We start from the raw sequence: 20,031 nt of genomic DNA, 5'->3' as shown, positions 1-20,031 counted from the left end.
CTATCTGCCAATAAGTATGAAAGGAGCCCAATAATAGGGCTCCGCATACTTCTCTTTTGCTAACAAGTTCAGTTTTGCAGTTCTAAGCGGGAGCGCATAATCAGTATCCTGATTCTGAGAGTAGAAATCTATCATCAAGTCTGATGTAGACTGATCTGATACCTTCCATAATGAAACAATAATATTGTTCGCCCCAGCATACAACAATGCCCTGGACAGGCCAATTACACCTTCGCCTTGCGTCAGTTTGCCAAGTCCTGTTTCACAAGCAGACAAGGTTACTAAATCAGATTTTAGGTTAAGGTTGTAAATCTCACCGGAGAATAAGCTGCCATCTTCCAGATCTTTAGGGTTTAGGAAGATTCTCGATTGCGAGGGGTTATCTTCATCTACTACGCCATGAGTAGCAAAATGCAGGTATTTATATTGCTTGAAATCACTATTCTTAATCAAGGACTCATTAGCATCATCTAAAAGTATAGCCTTAGAGGTGATGCCTTTTTTAGTCAATGCTGTAGATAACCCTTCAACTTCCCTGGCTGTGCCCGGTAAGTCAGCCAAGTCTTTAAAAACTATCGGAGCACATAAAAACGCGCTGTTTTCTTCTACATTCGCAGCTTTCTGTATCAGAAAAAGGGTGGAAGAATAGTAGTAACTAATATCATAATTCCTTACCAAAAATGGGTATGAACTATAGTTGCCTTCATCTTTAGGGTCATCTGTTAGTAGCGCCTCAAAAGGAATAGTGCTTAGCTGACCATAAGGGATAATGATTAGATGCTTGGTGTTTTTGTCAAGTCTCTTGGGTATTAATTGTTCATACAATAAGTTGCCAGTACTTAGATAGACTGCCTTATCCCTAAAATATATACCATTTCTAAATCCAGCCAGATACCTGCTAAAATCTTCTGATTTTGGTTCACTGTGAATTTTGAATTTGCTATCAGTAATTTCAAAAGTAAAGATGCGATTGGTGTTTGAAGTTAGGAAGTAACTTAGTAATGTTTCATCAGGTTTTAACTTTCCTTGTATTTGAGATACACTGGGCTGTGTTTGATTGAACTTCAATTCATAATACTCAGGGTATTTTGTTTCCAGTGTTTTAACAAATTCTGAATATTCCTGACGGAGCGCCAGAAGGGTAGATCTATAGGTGATTTTTAAATCTTCATTTTGTTCAGCAATAAGCGCATTTTCATAAAACGCCAACTCAGATTTTAAGTCCTTTTCCCTAGACAGGTCTTCTGTAGAAATGCCTGCAAATGATTTGGCTTGGGCATCAGAAATTGCCTCAAGTAAAACGGCTGACTTACTTTTTTCAGCAAAGAAAAATGCCTTTTCATAATATTCATCTTTTCTCACAGCCACATCACCCATACCTTTGCACAATGTTACGCCCGTTTCGTATACCGTAGAGGCTATTTGCCCCAGTGCTAACTTGTCAGCTTCGTTTGTTCTTAATTGCCTTATTACATCAATCAATGTATCACAAACTGACAGGGCATCAAGACTCTTCTTCAGGTCGTTGAATTTGAGTGTTTTATTGTAGTGCAGGTTAGCAAAAGCCTCAGATTTATAGTAAAGAGAACTTACCAGGATATTAGCGTTGAGATAGTCATCTGATTTGGGGTTCAACTCAAGGTCTTCTGAGCTGAAGGATGTTGTATTGGCGATCATAGCCTTTTGGTAGTAGGACAAGGCCATATCAAATTCTCCTTTGATGTTATACACACTTCCGATAAGGTTCATGGTGTTGGCAACTTCAGGATGCTTATCTCCATAAAACTTCATATAGATCAATAAAGCTTTTTCATATTCTTTTTTGGCCCCATCAAGGTCATTCATCATTTGCTTGGTCTGGCCGATATTGTTAATTATGAAAGCTTCATTCGGATGACCGTTCGGGTATAACTCTTTCCATAGCTTAAGTGCATCATTGAAGTTGTTTGTAGCATCTCCAAAGAATTCTAATGAGCGATAGGAGATGCCAATGTTAATTAATGCCTGGGCAGTCTTTTCATTTTTATCGCCTAAAACCTGCTGGTAAATCTTGTGAGCTGATTCATAATAAGTAAGGGATTTGTCAATGTCGATATTGGAAATTACCAGCCCAAGGTCATTGTAAGAGGCAGCTGTGAGTTCATGGTTTTCACCAAAAACAGATTTTCTTATTTCTAAAGCTTCAAGTATATATTCTTTGGCCTTTTCTGCATGGCCACCATTCCAAAAGACTATGCCAAGATTGTTAAGTGCGGAGGCTCTTTTTTCTTTGGACTGGGCACCTTCTAACGCCTTAGTAAAGTATTCTTCAGCCAAATCATTTCGACCCTTTCTTAAATAAATTTCACCAATGACATCAGGGCAAAGGTCTTCATTACCTGAGATCAGTTTTTCTATCTCAAGAAGTTGTCCGGATTTTAAGCGCTCTGAAAGTTCGGTGCAATTCTGTCCTAAGGCATTAACAAAGCTGAAAATTAGAACAAGGACAGTTAGACGAAGCTCTTTAGAATCTAACAACATAGGAAATTGAGGCTACATTTTCTCTTGTCAATCCGTCTGGATTTACATCTCTGTCTGTTATTTTTTTACCATATAAAAATTTGAGGCTATGGTTGGTATTGAAATGGTAGGCTACATTTAACAAAGCCGTGAGGGCCATTCCTGTTGTACCGTCCACCTTCACTCGCTCATTGGTAGTTCGGTCAAGTATTTCGTCTTTAGATATCCTGAATATTGGCAGAAGGCCTAGTCTGATATCAACATTAGAATAATGGAAAGCTCTTTCCACTCTTAGCATAATGTCCGTGCCTCTCTTTAAATTGTTAGCTAAGAAGTTGTCTTGCAAGTAGTTTTCATCCGGATAATTGGCCCATTGCTCATAGCGAAAGTCATTTTCATTTTCTGTCAGTGCCATCTGGATACCCGTGGCGAACATCCATTTTTGACTGATAAACGATGCCCCGGCAACAATATCCCAGCTTCCCAGGCTGGTCTGATAATACATTGGAAGGTCGGTTGATGTACCAGCAGGTAACCCTGTCGTTATATGCTCAGACTTAACATCACTATCCAAATCAGAGTTATTAGTAGGTATTTTTCCTCCTAAAGTTGCATTGATATGAAACCTCTCTGTAGAATACATGTTTTTGGTAAAGGAATATGAAATATCAGATAGCCCTGATGTCTCTCCCAAGTTACCTTTGACTGTTTGATAAGGTAATTTAAATTGGAAAGAAGTTTTTTCGTTGATCCCAAAGGTTAAATCCATGGTTACAACATTTAGAACCGGAGTAAGGGTGGTTTTTCCACGCCCAAAGCTGAGTTCAGCTGACCTTAGTTTAAAGTTAATTGTCCTTGTATAAATCTGGCTTGGCTTCATTGCACCCATGGTGCAAAAGCCAGCATCACTACATCCCTGACCGTTGGCAGTTTTACTAACCAGTAATGCTGCACCTGAAAGTATAAGTATTGAAAATATGTTCTTTAATAACATGGTGGACTTATTTTAATTCAAATTAATGAATTATATCCTAAACCTGCTAGCATGCTGAACTAAGATTCTGTTAATCAAGCACATTTTTACTTTTCATCTTGGCTATATACTCGTCTGCGGCCTTTATAACTTTTGGAGCCAGTATTAAAGCAGAGGTCATGGTTGGTATTGCCATCAATGCAAAAGCACCATCAATAAGACTAAAAATAGTGCTTAGAGAAGCCACAGAACCAAATATGATGGTGGCTACATAAACATAGTTATAGACGTATTTTTTGTCTTCTCCAACTATAAAGGCCATGCACCTTGAGCCATACCATGAAAAGCTAAACAGCGAAGAGGAGGCAAAGAAGAAAATACAGGTAAGAAGGATATAGTTTCCAAAACCAGGAAAAGCGGATTCAAAAGCCCTTGAGGTTAAGGTAACACCATCCAAATCTGTTGTCTGCCATACGTTTGTTATAAGTATGGCCAAAGCGGTCAGTGTACAAACTATCAGAGTGTCAATGGCAGGTCCTAGCATAGCTACCAAACCTTCACGCACAGGCTCATCAGTTTTTGCTGCACCATGGGCAATAGGGGCAGTACCTATCCCTGCTTCATTAGAAAATGCGGCTCTTCTGGCCCCAGTTATAATAACGGAACCCAAAGCACCACCAGCAACAGCATTTCCTGAAAATGCATCGCTGATAATAAGCCCTAACATAGCCGGCACTTCACTAATGTTCATTAATAAGATGGTGATTACAGCAAGGAAATAAATAACGATCATCAAAGGCACCATTTTACTGGCCACATTGGCGATTCTTTTTAGCCCTCCAAATATTACAATGCCTACAAGTACTGTTAGCACTAACCCTGTGTATAAATCAGTATAGCGGAATGACTGGCCAAACAATTGAAAAAATGAATCGCCCATGCCATTTGGTATTATAAGTACATCTCTGATAACCTGGGTCAGCTGATTGGCCTGAAATATAGGGAGACAGCCTACAAGTCCTGCAGCACAGAAAAAATATGCCAGCGGCATCCATGATTTTCCTAACCCTTCTTTGATTACGTACATAGGGCCACCGTGTACCTGACCGTGTTCATCTTTGCCCCTGTACATAATGGACAAAGTACAGGTAAAAAACTTGGTAGCAATACCAACAAAGGCACTGACCCACATCCAGAAGATGGCCCCAGGCCCACCTGTAACTATGGCTATGGCCACACCAGCGATGTTTCCCATCCCAACGGTGGAGGCAAGGTGCGTTGATAGTGCTTCGTAATGATTGATTTCACCTTTTTCTTCATCGTTGTCATACTTTCCTGTGAGCACTTTAATAGCATGACCGAAATATTTGAATGGCAATAATTTGGAATAAAGTAGAAAGAATGAACCACCGCCCATTAAGAGAATTAACAACGGATAGCCCCAAATCCAATTCGCAAAATCAACAATTAAATCACCCATAGTTTATGATAAAATTCAACAAAGGATGCTAAGATATAAATATTTAAAAGCATGATAAGGATTATTGGCATAAATGCTTAACTTATCATTTTCGTTTACTAGAACTTCAAATATAAATGTCATTAGCCCTTATTCTTTCTGTATTATTAGTAATACAGCAACCTGTCATAAATCCGACAATCGATAGTCTTGAAAACCAACTTGAAAATGCAGAAGGAAAGAACAAAGTCATTATTCTTAACGAACTCTACAAGCAATATGTAAACAACGATCCGGCAAAGGCCCTTGATTATACCAATCAGGCGTTGGAATTAGCCATAGAAATTAATGATCCAAGCGGGATGGCTTCTAGTTACAACAATATTGGAGTTATTAATAAGAATAGAGGTAAGCTTGATGATGCACTTGACAGCTATTTGAAGTCTGTAAGAATACAGGAAGAAAACAAGTTTGAAGATGCACTGGCTTACACATACAACAACATCGGCACCATATATTCCCTGAAATCTGAATTTGAGAAGGCCTTGGAGTATTTCAACAAGGCTTTAAAACAGTTTGAAAGTATAGATCACAAGCTGCGGATAATCGGTACACTTAACAATATAGGTAATGTGTACACAGACCTGGAAGAGTATGATTATGCTCTTAAACACTACATGCAATCACTCACTATTTATGAAGAGTTGGAGGATAACTCTCAGGCCTTTGTGCCCTTTAATAATATTGGTAATATCTACTTCCAAAAAGGCGAATGGGACAACGCTATGGCGTTTTATGAGAGTGCGTATGATCTGGAAAAGCTGCGCAATGACCTAAACGGTCAAGCCAATGCATTGCATAATATTGGAACGGTGTATAAGTCAACCAAACAAAATGAAAAGGCAATTGAGATTTTTACTGATGCCTTGTCCTTGGCACAGGAAACTGATAATAAGAGATTGATTGAGATTATATATGGCTCTCTTGCCGAAACCTACTTTGCGACTGGCGATATGTTTATGGCCTATAGTTTTTTGCAGCTGCACAACAATGCCAAAGAGCAAGTCTTTAATGAATTGAGCGATAGAAGAATTGCAGAGCTTGAAAGTGCCTATGAAATAGAGAAGAAGCAGGCAGAAATAGAGGCTTTGAAAGTTGAAAGCGAACTGCAGCAACTCCAAATTCAAAATGATAAAATTATTATTACTTCTGTTGTTATTGTATCGTTTTTAGTGGTTGGACTTAGCCTCGTCATTTTTCAGGAATTAAGAACCATTAAAAAGAACAAACGCCAGCTTGAAGCTCAGAATATAGAATTGGAAGCTCAGAAGCTGATCATTCAGGAGAAAAACGACAGCATTACCGAAAGTATTGACTATGCTAAAAGCGTGCAACACTCTTTACTGCAGTTTAATGTTCCACAAAGGAATCAGAACGATTTCTTTGTACTTTTTAAGCCAAAGGATATAGTCTCGGGAGATTTCTTTTGGTTCTCGGCATTGAAAGATAGACACGTTGTTGCAGCAATTGACTGTACAGGCCATGGTGTTGCAGGAGCATTTATGACAGTTATAGGTCATTCATCATTAGAGCAAATTATCAATCGGGATCAGGATACTAGCCCTGCTCTAATTTTATCCAAACTTGATGAGCAGGTAAGAAATTCGATCAACCAGACTGATAAAACAACATCTACTCATGGTATGGATGTGGCCCTTTGCTCCATAGATAGGAAAGAAGGTAAACTATACTTTTCTGGAGCTAACAGGCCATTGTATCAAATTAGAAATAATGAGATCAATGTAGTGAAAGGAACAAAAAGGACAATAGGTGATATGGAGGAAAATCCATTGAAGTTTGAAGAACACCAGTTGGATATTGAAGAGGGTGATATTTTTTATATCTTTTCTGATGGATATCCAGACCAGTTTGGTGGCCCTGATAGTAAGAAGTTTATGGTTAGCAACTTTAAAAAGATGCTACTAAAAATTCATCAAAAACCATTAGCTGATCAGCACGAAGTCTTAAAAACTACCCTTAGTGACTGGCGCAAAGGTGGAGAACAAACGGACGATATCCTTGTGATGGGATTTAAGGTGTGAACTGAAGCTTACCTTGTGATACACCCATTATGGCCGCCATTTGGTACAAAAGCCTTGCGCCAACATTAGCATCCCATTCATCTTCACCGGGAGACACTTCATTAAGGTCAAATGAGATTATTCTTTTTCCTGATTTAGCAATCTGCTTCATGAGATAAACAACATCATTAAATTCAAACCCACCAGGTACCGGGGTGCCGGTATTAGGACAAAGTTTTGGATCAAGGCCATCAATATCAAAACTTATATAAACCAGGTCGGGTAGTTCTTTAATGATCGCATCACAAATAGCTTTCCATGATTTGCCCTCATACATTGCCGATTTTATATCCTCATCAAAAAAGGTTTTAACTCTTCCGTTCGAACCTTTGATATAGTCCATTTCTTCTTCGCAATAATCGCGAATACCAACCTGTACTAATTTGCTTACATTTCTAATTTTTAAAGCATTGTACATAATAGAAGCATGCGAATAAGTGAAGTTTTCATAGGACTCTCTCAGGTCAGCATGTGCATCAATTTGTAGTATGCCAAAAGAGGGATGAAGCTCTGACATGGCTTTAATTAACCCTAAAGGTGTGCTATGGTCACCACCTAAAAGAGCCACCATTTTTCCTTGGTTTGATAGCTTTACTGCTTGAGATTTAATATAGATATTGAGCTTTTCAGACACTTCATCTATGGCTTTTGGGATAATCTTTAGTTCATCTGTTACCCAGTCTTCTTCATTGGATTCCAACCAGGAGATGTATTTTGATGCCAGGTCACGATATTTCCGATTTTCTTCGATAAGGTTTTCCGGAGCAGGGAGTAGATACATGCCCAACTGCCATGCGTCTTTTATGTCTTTAAGAAATAAGTCTACTTGTGCAGATGCCTCTAAAATTGCACTGGGGCCATCTGCTGTTCCAGCACTGTAGGAAACCGTTACTTCCCAAGGCACTGGTATAATTACGAGTTCGGCTGTTTCAAGGTCAAATGGCAATCCGTAAAGGCTGCCTGGTGCGCTAGGGGCATTAGGATCAAATGAGGCTATTAATTCTTCTTTTTTGGTCATGGCATCAGACATATTGATGTTTAATTAAAAGGCAAATGAAACACTTTACTTTTATTTTTAGTGCTAACTAATGAAAATTCTATTAACTTCCGATTTAGTCTATAGTCGTTTAAATCTTTTTGAAGATGCTTAATGTAAACATCGAACATTTTAGAAATTTAATATCCCTGGCTGCCGCTGATGGTAAAATTGCTGAGGTAGAAATGGTGGCTTTGTCCAAAATAGCTTATGAGAATGGCATTCCGCTTGACAGGCTCAATGTCATGATTGACAGGGCAGATGAATATGTTTTTCTTATACCTCAAAACCAGCAGGACAAAGACAAGCAGATGAAAGATATGATAGAATTGGCCATGCTCGATGGGGAATTTGCTAATGCTGAAAGAGAGCTCATCAATCTCGTAGGTTCACGCTTAGGGTTTAGCCCAAAAGAGATCCGGGATAAGATTGAAATGAAAGTGGCTGAAGTTAAAGCGGCTAAGTAAACTAAAAGTTAAGCTGGTCTGGGTATTCATAACTTACCAAACTGCCGGTAGCTTCTGAAACCTCCTCCCATTTTAAGTTTTCGAACTGAATGTGTGTCACCCCACAGGTGGTCATATCACCGATTTCCGCCTTGGTCAGATACTCACTCAAATAAGTTACAGAAGGGTTATGTCCTACTATTAATACTGAGTTCCACTCTTCTTTCAACTGGTTGACAACCCTTAGCAGTGTTCTTATTGATGCTTCATAGATTTCATCATTTTGATGAATTCTCCCGGTGTCATACTTTATCTGTTCAGCTATTAATGAAGCGGTAGCCAAAGCTCTAATTGCCGGGCTGGTAAGGATGATATCAAACTGATAATTCTTTTGCGTAAAATTGATGCCCATGCGCGTGGCATTTTGCAAACCTGTAGAATTAAGGGTTCTTTCAATGTCCTGTTGGCCTGAAGCTTTTTCAGATGCGCGAGCATGTCTGAGCAAGTATAAATTTTTGATCATAGGGTTTAAAAATTAAACATTAAGGCCAACTGATGGTTGAAAGTACTAAAACTCCATTTATTATTTAAATAGGGTGATATTATTTTATATTAAAAAATATTGTTCATCTTTGAAATTTTGAGCGAATAGCTAAACAACCGATTTATGCCAAAGAATTTAGTCATAGTAGAGTCACCTGCGAAAGCAAAAACGATAGAGGGGTATTTGGGCAAGGATTATAAAGTAACGTCCAGCTATGGCCATGTACGCGATCTTCCAAAAGGAGATAAGGCAATTGATAAAGGTAATGGTTTTAAACCTACCTATGAAGTCACTGCCGATAAGAAGGCAGTTATAAAAGAACTGAAAAAATTGGTTAAGGAATCTGAGATGGTTTACCTGGCAAGTGATGATGACCGCGAAGGAGAAGCCATTTCATGGCATTTAAAGGAGGCATTATCACTTAACGATACCAATACCAGAAGAATTGTATTTAGAGAGATTACCAAAAATGCTATTCAAAATGCTATCCTAACACCCCGTGGCATTGACATTGATCTGGTCAATGCTCAGCAGGCAAGAAGGGTATTGGATAGACTCGTTGGTTTTGAATTATCTCCAATTCTTTGGAAGAAAATAAAAACTGGGCTTTCAGCAGGAAGAGTGCAGTCGGTAGCCGTAAGGTTAGTGGTTGAAAGAGAGCGTGAAGTAGAGAAATTTAAGGCTAAGTCCTTTTATAAGATTAGTGCCACTTTTGATTTAGGTAATAAAAAGCAACTTCAGTCAGAGCTGTCAAAACGGTTTGATACTGAAGAAGAAGCTATGGAGTTTCTTAAAGCTTGTGTAGACGCTGACTTTTCAATCAAAGATTTACAGAAGAAGCCGTCTAAGAAAACACCTGCACCACCATTTACAACGTCTACCTTGCAGCAGGAGGCCAGCAGAAAACTAGGTTTTTCTGTTTCTCAGACCATGAGTGTAGCCCAAAAGCTATATGAGGCTGGTATAATATCATATATGAGAACAGACTCCGTTAACTTATCTGAGGAGGCTATCAATGGTGCAGTATCAGAAATCAAAAAGGAATTTGGCGATAATTTTGTGAATGTCAGACATTTCAAAACTAAGTCTAATTCTGCACAAGAGGCTCACGAAGCCATAAGACCAACAAATTTTGCCAATACGCAGCCATCTACTGATAGAAATGGCCTGAGATTATATGATCTTATTTGGAAAAGAGCCATTGCCTCGCAAATGGCTGATGCACAAATAGAAAAAACAACGGCAACTATTGCTATTTCCACTTTGCCAGACACTTTAACTGCTTCTGGAGAAGTGGTGAAATTTGAAGGCTTTCTTTCTGTATATTTAGAGTCTACTGATGAGGAGGATGAAGCAGAGGAACAGAAAGGTATGCTGCCTGCATTGACAATTGGTCAAGAGTTGAAGCTTGACTTCATGAATGCAAAACAAGGTTTTACAAGGCCACCAGCAAGATACACGGAAGCTAGTTTGGTAAAGAAGCTTGAAGAAATGGGCATTGGCCGACCGTCAACTTACGCTCCAACGATTTCAACCATTCAGAAGCGTAACTATGTTGAAAAGGAACTGCGTGAGGGCAAGGAACGCGAGTATAAAGTGCTTACTTTATCTGAAAAGTCCATCTCTGAGAAAATACAAACTGAAATCACAGGAGCAGAAAAGAACAAAATGTTCCCAACCAATATAGCTATGGTGGTAACAGACTTTTTGGTAGATAATTTTCCTAATGTTACCAACTACAGCTTTACGGCTGAAGTAGAGGCTAAGTTTGATGAGATTGCTCAAGGTCTCAAGGAATGGGATAAAATGATTGGTGAGTTTTACACTGATTTTCATGCCAGGGTTGAAACCACTGAAAATATTGAACGTACCGATGTGCCTAGCTCAAGAGAGCTTGGAGTTGACCCTAAATCAGGGAAGAAAGTAATCGCACGTTTAGGAAGATTCGGGCCTTTAGTACAGATTGGAGATGATTCTGAAGAGGGGGTTAAACCACAATTTGCAAGTTTGAGACAAGGTCAATTCATTGAGAGCATTACATTGGAAGATGCTTTGGAGTTGTTTAAACTGCCACGTGAAATTGGTGATCATAATGGAAAACCGATGTTGGTAGGCCTGGGTCGTTTTGGCCCTTATGTTAAATATGATGGTAAGTTTGTGTCAATACCTAAAACTGATGATCCTTATACTATCGATTCAGTCAGGGCCATAGAGCTTATCATGGCGAAAGAAGAAGCCGATAAGAATAAGTTCATCAAAGTTTTTGATGAAAATCCTGATATACAAGTGCTAAATGGAAGATTTGGGCCTTATATAAAGGCAGGGAAAAAGAACGTTAAAATCCCTAAAGACAAGGACCCGGCTTCGCTAACCCTGGAAGAATGCCTGGAATTAGCAGAGAAGGCTCCCGAGAAAAAGGGAAGATATGCTAAGAAAAAATAAATTGCCGAAGGCGTCTCAAAAGTTAAGAGTCTTTGCGAACGCAGTGAAGCAATCTCTATTAAATGGGTACAACCAGTCATGAGATTGCTTCGATTCCTCGCAAAGACGGGATTTTAATACTTTTGAGACACCTTCTTTTTTTATGCGGTAAAACCAATTTTTGGAATAAAACCGTTAACAGATTTACGATCAGTTGCTGCAGAAGTACTTTTGCCTTCAGCAAAATCATAAATATGTTCTATTGACATTCTATCATTCAAACCATTGGCATAATGAATCTTCCTGATTATTCCATTTTCATCAACAAGAAACTCAGCCGGAATAGTTTTTATTGATTCTTTTTCTGCCATCATATGCATTGGCAATCCATTTAATTTGGCCTTTATAGCGGTTTGAATAAATGATGTCAGGTGGCTCTTAGTTGATTTAGCTGCAGATTCTTCAATTCCATAAGTATTATACCATGTTTTGTCCGCGTCAGAGATCAATGGAATAGGCGAAATCTCTTTATGAAACGAACTGGTTAACAACACTTTTTTAGTAGACTCAAAAAAGAAGACCATTTCAAGTCCTTTTTCTTTTAACTGTAAGTGATGCTTTTGAAGGAAATGAACCCTCAGGTTACAAAAAGGACAACCCGCATGCCTGAAAAAAGCTATAAACACTTTTTTACCTTTTAATTGAGCCAAAGAAACAGGTCTGTCATAAACATCGATAAGGTTAAAGTCGGGTGCTTTTACATTTACATCTAAAGTTATTCTATCTAATGGGGTGTTCATTTGTTATAAAATTTTAATTTTAATAGATACGAAGCATTTGATGTTTTTGGATTTTAGAATTGAATAATTATTATGCTAAAACTGGTTGTTCTCTCTGGTGCGGGGGTAAGTGCTGAAAGTGGTATTGCTACTTTCAGGGATGCTGGAGGCCTATGGGAAGGGCATGATGTTATGGCAGTAGCATCTCCCGAGGGCTGGTACAATAACACCGAGTTGGTACTGGACTTTTACAACCAAAGAAGAAAAGCCGCAGCCGAAGCTCAACCCAATATAGCCCATAAGGTACTTGCTGAATTAGAAGATGATTTTGAGGTCACTGTTATTACACAAAATGTAGATGACCTTCATGAAAGGGCAGGATCATCTAAAGTTGTTCATTTGCATGGCAAGCTTTCAGAGGTTCGAAGTACGGTTGATGAAAGTCTCATTTATGATATAGGTGATAAGTCAATATGTATAGGAGACAAATGTGATAAAGGCTCTCAATTGAGGCCTAATATTGTGTGGTTTGGGGAAATGGTACCTATGATAGAGGTGGCTGCTAAAATCAGTGAGCGGGCTGATATATTTATAGTGATAGGTACTTCTTTAGCCGTTTACCCAGCTGCCAGTTTAATCGATTATGTCCCCTACCGCAGTACTGTCTATGTTGTGGATCCAAATATGCCTTATGTGCGCGATAGGCACAACTTAAAGCTTGTTCAGGAAAAGGCTACAGTTGGGTTGCTAAAAATAGCAAAGGAACTTAGGGCTACTTATCACTAGCCTCAATTGTATCTCCTTCGATCAACTCATTGAGGAATTTGATGAAGGATTTCTTGTCATAATTCGCCATCCCCACGTTTTTACTTACAATTTTACCTTCTTTTGAAAATACAAAAGTAGTCGGTATTGACGGTACCCTGAATTCTGAAGGAACATTGCTTGCTGCCAAGTACACTGGGAAAGTAAATCCTTTCCTATTTATAAATTTAGTTACTTTTTCTTCTGACTGATCTGTAGATAGCATGACAAAAGCCACTTGAGAGCTATCCATTTTTTCATACAGTTTTTGGATGTTAGGCATTTCTGCAATGCATGGAGCACACCAGGTCGCCCATATATTCATGAAAACAACTTTGCCTTTTAGATCATTAAATGAGATAAATGTTCCATCTATGTTTTTTAATTTAAAATCATAGTCATCTTCATTATTATCAATGTAATTAGCCTCAGCTTCTGGAGCTATCAGCCCTGTGCTTAAAATAATCCTCTGTGCAAAGCCAGCCACTTCGGTGTGCAACCCGGAAAGGTATAAAGACAAAAATATTGTCGTGATGATTACCCAAAACCTGATTTCCTTTTTCATTGCTTTTGTCATTTTTTAAAACTTAGGTAAGCACATTTAATACCAAAGTAATTTATTGAGGCATAAAGTTCCAAGCTACTTAAATTTTAAGTTGAAATTGTGGAAAAACTAATAGCCTAACTTCAATGGTCTAATCCATTATTTTATACTTTTGTCTCCTCAATATTTTATTCAATTATATATGATCGATAATTCTCAAAAAGTAGCAGGGGAGCTAAATATTAGCTTTAAACAGGTGTCAGCGGTGGTTAGCCTATTAGATGAGGGAGCAACAGTTCCGTTTATCTCAAGGTATAGAAAGGAAGTAACGGGAAGTCTTGATGAAGTGCAGATTGCTACTATTAGAGATAGAATTGAGCAGTTAAGGGAATTGGAAAAAAGAAGGGAAGCGATTCTAAAGTCGATTGAAAAGCAGGAGAAACTGACTCCGGAGCTCGAAGCAGAAATCAATAAAGCGAGCACACTAGCAGAGTTGGAAGATATTTATTTGCCTTATAAACCAAAGCGTAAAACCAAAGCAAGTGTTGCTAAAGAAAAAGGATTAGAGCCATTGGCTAAGCGAATATTTGATTTGGAGTCACTGGATATTGAACTGGTGGCCTCTGAATTTATTAATGAAGAATTAGGGGTTAATTCAGTTGATGATGCTTTACAAGGGGCAAGGGATATCGTTGCAGAATGGGTGAATGAAAATCAGGAAGCAAGGAAAAAGATGCGGGCTTATTATGAGAAAGAAGCTATCATCAGTTCCAAGCTCATAAAAGGTAAAGAGGAAGAAGGCCAAAAGTTTAAAGATTACTTCGAGTGGGAAGAACCTTTATCAAAAATACCATCACATAGGCTTTTAGCACTTAGAAGAGGGGAGAAGGAAATGATCCTTGCCCTTGATGTTGCTCCGCCCGAAGGAGAGGCAGTGGCTTTGCTGGAGAATATATTTATTACGAAAGAAACTGAGGCAGCTCAGCAGGTTAAAATGGCTATAGCAGATAGCTACAAGAGATTATTGAAACCATCTATGGAGACAGAGATGCGTGTGGCAACTAAGCTCAAAGCCGATGAAGATGCAATTAATGTTTTTGCTGAAAATCTAAGGAAGTTACTTTTGGCAGCACCATTAGGACAGAAGAATGTCTTGGCACTGGATCCGGGTTTCAGAACAGGCTGCAAAGTGGTAGTATTAAATAAGCAAGGAAAGCTACTGCACAATGATGCTATTTATCCTAATGAGCCACAAAAGCGAATTGCTGAGTCAGGCGCAATTGTAAAACACTTGTGTGAAAAATATGAGGTGGAGGCGATTGCCATTGGTAATGGAACTGCCAGCCGTGAAACGGAAAAATTCGTTAAAGACCTTGGGTTGCCAAAATCAATACTTGTTCTCATGGTGAATGAAAGTGGCGCATCAATCTATTCTGCTTCGGAAGTAGCAAGGGAAGAGTTTCCAGACCATGACGTTACTGTAAGAGGCGCTGTTTCTATTGGTAGAAGGCTTATGGATCCATTGGCTGAATTGGTAAAACTGGATGCCAAATCTATTGGTGTGGGGCAATATCAGCATGATGTAGATCAAAATGCCCTTAAGCATGGGTTAGATGACGTAGTAATGAGTTGTGTGAACTCTGTAGGAGTAGAGCTCAATACCGCTAGCAAGGAGTTGCTTTCTTACGTGTCCGGTCTGGGGCCGCAGTTGGCTAAAAGCATCGTTGCCTTCAGAAATGAAAATGGCCCGTTTAAAGATAGAAGCTCATTGACCAAAGTACCAAGGCTGGGTGATAAGGCTTTTGAGCAAGCAGCAGGTTTCCTTAGAATCCAGTCTTCTAAGAATCCATTGGACAAGTCTGCCGTACACCCCGAGAGTTATGGCATTGTGGAGAATATGGCCAAAGACCTTGGTTGCACAGTAAATGATTTAATGAGCAACGCTGAGTTAAGAAATAAGATTAACCTTAAAAATTATATTACCGATAAAGTAGGCCTGCCAACTTTAACAGATATTGTTAATGAACTTGCAAGACCTGGAAGAGATCCAAGGGAAAGTTTTGAAGTATTTAACTTTCAGGAGGGTGTTAATGAAATGAATGACCTAAAAGTTGGTATGGTTCTGCCAGGGCTTGTTACTAACGTGACCAACTTTGGAGCGTTTGTTGATATCGGTGTACATCAGGATGGGCTGGTTCATATCAGTCATATCTCTGATTCATTCGTTAAAAACCCAGCTGATGTTGTTGCGGTTCAGCAAAAAGTGACAGTAACAGTTACCGAAGTAGATATCAATAGAAAGCGTATTGCACTTTCTATGAAAAGTGATCCGTTTGGAAAGGCTCCAGCTAAAAAGTCACAACCCAAGCCACAAAGAACGGAAGAAAAGGCTTCAGAGGGTGATTTGCAACATAAATTGAACCAGCTTAAGGGCATGTTCAATGGATAAACCAACATAATTTTATAAATTGGTATTGAACTTGGCTTTATTATGAAAAAATTACTAGGCTCTTTTTTATTAATTCTGTTGCTCAATACCATTGTTGAGGCGCAAAAGATTAAATATAAAGATCTGTTTTACTTGATTGAGACAGGTAATTATAAAGACTCAGACCCGCTCCTTAAAACTTATATCAAAGATCCTAAGAATGCAGAGGAAGCTAATGCAAACTTACAAATGGCTTATTTGTATGAAAGGCAGGTAGCAGCAACAGATGTGCTTTTCGAAGCAGAGAAACTGGTAATGTACGTTGATTCAGCTTTATATTACTATAACCAATCGTTAAAATATATTGACGAGAAAGAGGTAACCAAAAAGAATGAGGAGTATTATCAGGCCTTCCAAAGACGTGATATCCGCACTGGTAAGTTTGGGGTTAAACTTGCCGATGTTCAGTTTGATATAGAAAATAGATCAAAGGCTCTTGAGGACAAAAAGTCAAAAGTGCAAGAGCTTCAAATTTATTACACTAAAACCAAAACCACTTACCAGCAGGTAGTGGGTGATTTTAAGGAAATCAAAGCTGACTACCCAAGCGAGACCATGCTTTATCTTCAGTCTAATGATGCCCTTCTTGACAGAATAGAGCAGCTCAAAGTTAATGCAAATATGGCTCAGAAGAATTTTGAGTACTATGAGGCTACTTTAAAGAAGATTGATAAGCCCGGTTATGCACCAGCCAGGCATATGGCTGATATTGTTGATTATAAGAAGGACGGTGAGTCGGTAGCAGATATTACAGCAGATAATGTTGACTTCTGGGACTTTGAAAAATGGGTTGATTCCTTTAAACAAGGTGTGAAAGAAGTAATTGTGCCTTTAAGAACTGAGTTGATTGAGTATGACCAGGCGCTTAATGCATTGGAAGAGCGCATAATGACTGATTCCATGGCTATGACCAATAGGATTAAGCCAATGGATGGTGTGTTGTCTAAACTTAGAGAGTTTGATGATGACCCTATGCCAGAGCATTTGTTTAAATATAAAATTGCAGACATCAAAAGAAAGTCCAATTTAATGGAGCATCTTTATTTTAGAGACAGCAGTAGCATCAATTATCAATTGAATGTAGCTTATGCCGACTATAAATATCTGAACGAACAGGACAGCTTAATAAATATATTGATAGGAAGAAACCTTTTGGAGGATAGTAAGAACTATGAGCGTTTCATAAACTCTCAGTATAAGAATCTTGAAGGACTACAGCAACATTTAAAATCGAGCTATGATTTAACTATCAGTGAAAAGAAAAGGAGTGAAGACCTGTTGTCTAAACTTAAGGAACGATCTAAATGGTTAATTGGGAAAACTGACTCGATTCCAATATTTGAAGGTGTTAATATAGGGCTGTCTAAATATGCACCTTTGGTTATTAATGAGGAGTTAACTGCTGGGTTGTATTTTTCTGGCCGGAAACCTGCCGCAGGTTATTTTGCTTTAATAACTGATTCTAAAACGCAGGAAATGAAAGTTGAGTTTAAAGTGGATAATGAACACTTTAAAAAACAGAACCTTGATCTTATTAATACTATGCTGGCTGCAGATGAAGAAGGGCATTTTTATTATGTAATGTTCTATATTCAAATTCCTGAGCAAGAGCAATACGCAGCAAGCATTTGCAAGATTTACACCTCTGATGGCTTGGCTTGGGAAAAAGATCTTAAACTAGACACCACACCTTTGGGATTGTTGATAAACGACAATACCGGAGATATTATCATCGAGTATGACATGGAGAACTATTTAGGAGACGCTGAGATTCCTGATAGACTAGTTCTTGATAAGAAAGGGGTGGTGAAATAAAAAAAGCCTTGGTGACAAGGCTTATTGTTTTCCCACTAGTTTCTGCCAGTCGTGATAGCGCACGTCAATCCTTCTCTTAATAGCTTCATAATGATCCCATGAGTCTTTAACATGATAGATAGATGGCAGCTTTTTAACTAGCACCTCATCGTAATCATTTCTGTACAAACCACCACCATAGTAATAGTAGGTGAACATGTTGCCACTTTTGTTGAATAGCTCAAATCCAAGATAACCATCCCAAATCTCACTTAAAATAGTGCAGGAAATTTCCCTTCTCTTAAACCTGAAGATTTGCATATCTGCTTCTTCTTCAAAATATTCAGAATATAAATCATTATCGATAACCCAACCCAGGTACATTCCAATATGTACATACGCCTGTTCAATAGGCAGGGAATCGGGGAAATTACCTAAGAAATGACTTTTAGCATTATCGTAGATAGTTTTTTGAATCTCAGTTTTCTTTTCACTCATAGCATCACCATTTATAGAATTGAAATATAGTCATTTGCACTTTAATGGAAAAACATATAACCAAAAACTATTGCAGCAATTATTCCAGCCAAATCTGCAATGAGTCCTGCGGTTATTGCATATCTCACATTTTTAATATTAACCGATCCAAAATAGACCGCCACAATGTAAAATGTAGTTTCGGTCGCACCCCTTAAAGTACTTGCTAGTTTACCTACAAAAGAATCAACACCATGTACATCAATTATTTCCAACATCATACTTCTTGCCGTTCCACCGCTTAACGGTTTCATCAATGCAACGGGCAATGCATCTACAAAATCAGCATTTATTCCTGTCAATCCAACAATCAACCTTAGCAGATCAATCAAATAATCAAATGCGCCAGATGCTCTAAATACACCTATGCCTACTAAAAATGCTATCAGGAATGGTACAATTTTTAATGTAATACTAAAACCCTCTTTAGCGCCTTCTATAAAGGTCGAAAATAGATCTATTTTTTTTCTAAAGCCTAGAAAAAGAAAAGAGATGATCATTCCAAAAATGATGAAGTTGCTCAAGAATGATGAAAATTGATTCATTTCTGCCTGACTCAATGTGGTCAAGTAGAATATCAAAAGACCTATGATGGTGGTTAATCCTAATAAATATGATAGAATTACACGGTCCAAAAGGTTGATCTTTTGAAAGATTGAAACTGTTATTAATCCAACAATAGTAGAGCAAAATGTAGCAAGCAGTATTGGAAGAAATATATCTGTAGGGTTTGCAGCTCCTTGTGCAGATCGATCAATTAGGATTGTTAGTGGTATTATTGAAAGTCCTGAGGTATTGAGCACTAGAAACATTATTTGAGCATTTGAGGCAGTATCTTTATTAGGGTTCAATTCTTGCATTTCATTCATTGCCTTTAATCCAATGGGTGTGGCAGCATTATCTAGACCAAGAATATTGGCTGAAAAATTCATTATGATTGATCCTGTGGCTCGATGATTCTTTGGAATTTCTGGAAATAGCCTGCTAAAGAATGGACCAACCAGTTTTGTTAGGATATTTACTAAACCAGACTTTTCTCCAATTTTCATTAAACCCAACCACAAACACATACCTCCTAGAAGACTAATAGAAAGATTCACGGCTGTTTTAGACATGTCAAAGGTGGCATTTACCATATTGGTGAACACCTCCAAATCTCCGAAGAATATTACTTTGATAAGTGCTACTACAAAGGCAATGGCAAAAAATGCAAACCAGATGTAATTAAGGACCATTGATCAAAAAAAAGTCTTGATTGATTAATTTAAACCCGTAAACCTAAATAATTATAATAAGAAAACCCTTATTAGCCGTGTCGCACATTTCGAATGATATGAACCGCACATTTTTCTTGCAATTCATGCGCTTATAAAATGAAATGGTTACTAGCGCATTAAATATCGTATTCAGAATTGTTGAAAATAATAAATTACTTACATTTACTTTTTAAAGAATGTGCATAATAATTTTTTAATTGAGTAAATGAAAATTTCATCCCATATTGGGAATTTTTAAAAGTGATAAATTTTTTAAGACGTTGATAATAAGTTAATTACTTTGGATATT

The 20,031-nt window shown here is 38.1% G+C and carries 15 protein-coding genes; 6 read left to right on the top strand and 9 right to left on the bottom strand.

Translation table 11 applies throughout. The annotated features are described in order from the left end of the window. The 3 genes from RIB54_RS06740 to RIB54_RS06730 all read right to left on the bottom strand — a co-directional run bounded on the left by RIB54_RS06740 (window position 1) and on the right by RIB54_RS06730 (window position 4,952). Complete coding sequence (locus tag RIB54_RS06740; protein WP_350099949.1) at window positions 1-2,520, bottom strand: CHAT domain-containing protein; 2,520 nt, start codon at window positions 2,518-2,520, stop codon at window positions 1-3. Continuing rightward, window positions 2,504-3,493 carry a hypothetical protein gene (locus RIB54_RS06735; protein ID WP_350099946.1) on the bottom strand — a complete coding sequence of 330 codons (990 nt, stop codon included), beginning with the start codon at window positions 3,491-3,493 and terminating at the stop codon, window positions 2,504-2,506. The genes RIB54_RS06740 and RIB54_RS06735 overlap by 17 nt, the downstream gene beginning before the upstream one ends. A gap of 70 nt (window positions 3,494-3,563) precedes the next feature. Beyond that, entirely contained in the window at window positions 3,564-4,952 is a 1,389-nt protein-coding gene (locus tag RIB54_RS06730; RefSeq protein ID WP_350099943.1) for an alanine/glycine:cation symporter family protein, read from the bottom strand. Between the two features lie 116 nt (window positions 4,953-5,068). On the opposite strand from RIB54_RS06730, the gene RIB54_RS06725 reads away from it, so the two are divergent. Then, window positions 5,069-7,033, top strand: coding sequence for a tetratricopeptide repeat protein (locus RIB54_RS06725; RefSeq protein ID WP_350068399.1), 1,965 nt, complete (start codon window positions 5,069-5,071; stop codon window positions 7,031-7,033). Here the strand turns inward: RIB54_RS06725 and RIB54_RS06720 are convergent. After that, complete coding sequence (locus RIB54_RS06720; RefSeq protein ID WP_350068413.1) at window positions 7,023-8,090, bottom strand: agmatinase family protein; 1,068 nt, start codon at window positions 8,088-8,090, stop codon at window positions 7,023-7,025. The genes RIB54_RS06725 and RIB54_RS06720 overlap by 11 nt on opposite strands. A 125-nt stretch (window positions 8,091-8,215) precedes the next feature. Here RIB54_RS06720 and RIB54_RS06715 point away from each other — a divergent pair, with 125 nt between their 5' ends. Further along, window positions 8,216-8,575 (top strand): hypothetical protein, encoded by a 360-nt coding sequence (locus tag RIB54_RS06715; protein ID WP_350068397.1) that lies wholly within the window; start codon window positions 8,216-8,218, stop codon window positions 8,573-8,575. Window position 8,576: 1 nt separating this feature from the next. Here RIB54_RS06715 and RIB54_RS06710 read toward each other — a convergent pair whose 3' ends face one another. Continuing rightward, window positions 8,577-9,077, bottom strand: a complete 501-nt coding sequence (locus tag RIB54_RS06710) for a SixA phosphatase family protein (RefSeq protein WP_350068395.1) — start codon at window positions 9,075-9,077, stop codon at window positions 8,577-8,579. Between the two features lie 144 nt (window positions 9,078-9,221). Here RIB54_RS06710 and topA point away from each other — a divergent pair, with 144 nt between their 5' ends. After that, on the top strand, window positions 9,222-11,540 hold the full coding sequence (gene topA, locus RIB54_RS06705) for a type I DNA topoisomerase (protein ID WP_350099941.1): 2,319 nt from the start codon (window positions 9,222-9,224) through the stop codon (window positions 11,538-11,540). Window positions 11,541-11,680: 140 nt separating this feature from the next. Here the strand turns inward: topA and RIB54_RS06700 are convergent, their stop codons facing one another. Then, a complete protein-coding gene (locus tag RIB54_RS06700) occupies window positions 11,681-12,319 on the bottom strand; it encodes a redoxin domain-containing protein (RefSeq protein WP_350099939.1) in 639 nt (212 codons plus the stop codon). 72 nt (window positions 12,320-12,391) lie between these two features. Between RIB54_RS06700 and RIB54_RS06695 the strand changes: the two genes are divergently transcribed. Beyond that, complete coding sequence (locus tag RIB54_RS06695) at window positions 12,392-13,084, top strand: SIR2 family NAD-dependent protein deacylase (RefSeq protein WP_350099937.1); 693 nt, start codon at window positions 12,392-12,394, stop codon at window positions 13,082-13,084. Here RIB54_RS06695 and RIB54_RS06690 read toward each other — a convergent pair. Continuing rightward, window positions 13,071-13,679, bottom strand: coding sequence for a TlpA family protein disulfide reductase (locus RIB54_RS06690; RefSeq protein WP_350099935.1), 609 nt, complete (start codon window positions 13,677-13,679; stop codon window positions 13,071-13,073). The genes RIB54_RS06695 and RIB54_RS06690 overlap by 14 nt on opposite strands. A 169-nt stretch (window positions 13,680-13,848) precedes the next feature. Between RIB54_RS06690 and RIB54_RS06685 the strand changes: the two genes are divergently transcribed. After that, complete coding sequence (locus RIB54_RS06685; RefSeq protein ID WP_350099933.1) at window positions 13,849-16,095, top strand: Tex family protein; 2,247 nt, start codon at window positions 13,849-13,851, stop codon at window positions 16,093-16,095. 42 nt (window positions 16,096-16,137) lie between these two features. Next, window positions 16,138-17,949: a hypothetical protein gene (locus tag RIB54_RS06680; protein ID WP_350099931.1), complete on the top strand. Its 1,812-nt coding sequence runs from the start codon at window positions 16,138-16,140 to the stop codon at window positions 17,947-17,949. Window positions 17,950-17,970: 21 nt separating this feature from the next. Here the strand turns inward: RIB54_RS06680 and RIB54_RS06675 are convergent, their stop codons facing one another. Further along, the gene (locus tag RIB54_RS06675; protein ID WP_350068379.1) at window positions 17,971-18,426 is read right to left on the bottom strand and encodes a DUF7832 domain-containing protein; all 456 of its coding nucleotides are present in this window, start codon (window positions 18,424-18,426) and stop codon (window positions 17,971-17,973) included. A 41-nt stretch (window positions 18,427-18,467) separates the two neighbouring features. Further along, window positions 18,468-19,700, bottom strand: coding sequence for a spore maturation protein (locus RIB54_RS06670; RefSeq protein WP_350068377.1), 1,233 nt, complete (start codon window positions 19,698-19,700; stop codon window positions 18,468-18,470). Window positions 19,701-20,031 lie beyond the last annotated feature (331 nt).

This window comes from Fulvivirga sp. (genome assembly GCF_040218215.1).
Taxonomy (GTDB): Bacteria; Bacteroidota; Bacteroidia; order Cytophagales; family Cyclobacteriaceae; genus Fulvivirga.
This window is presented reverse-complemented; position numbering and strand designations above follow the sequence as displayed.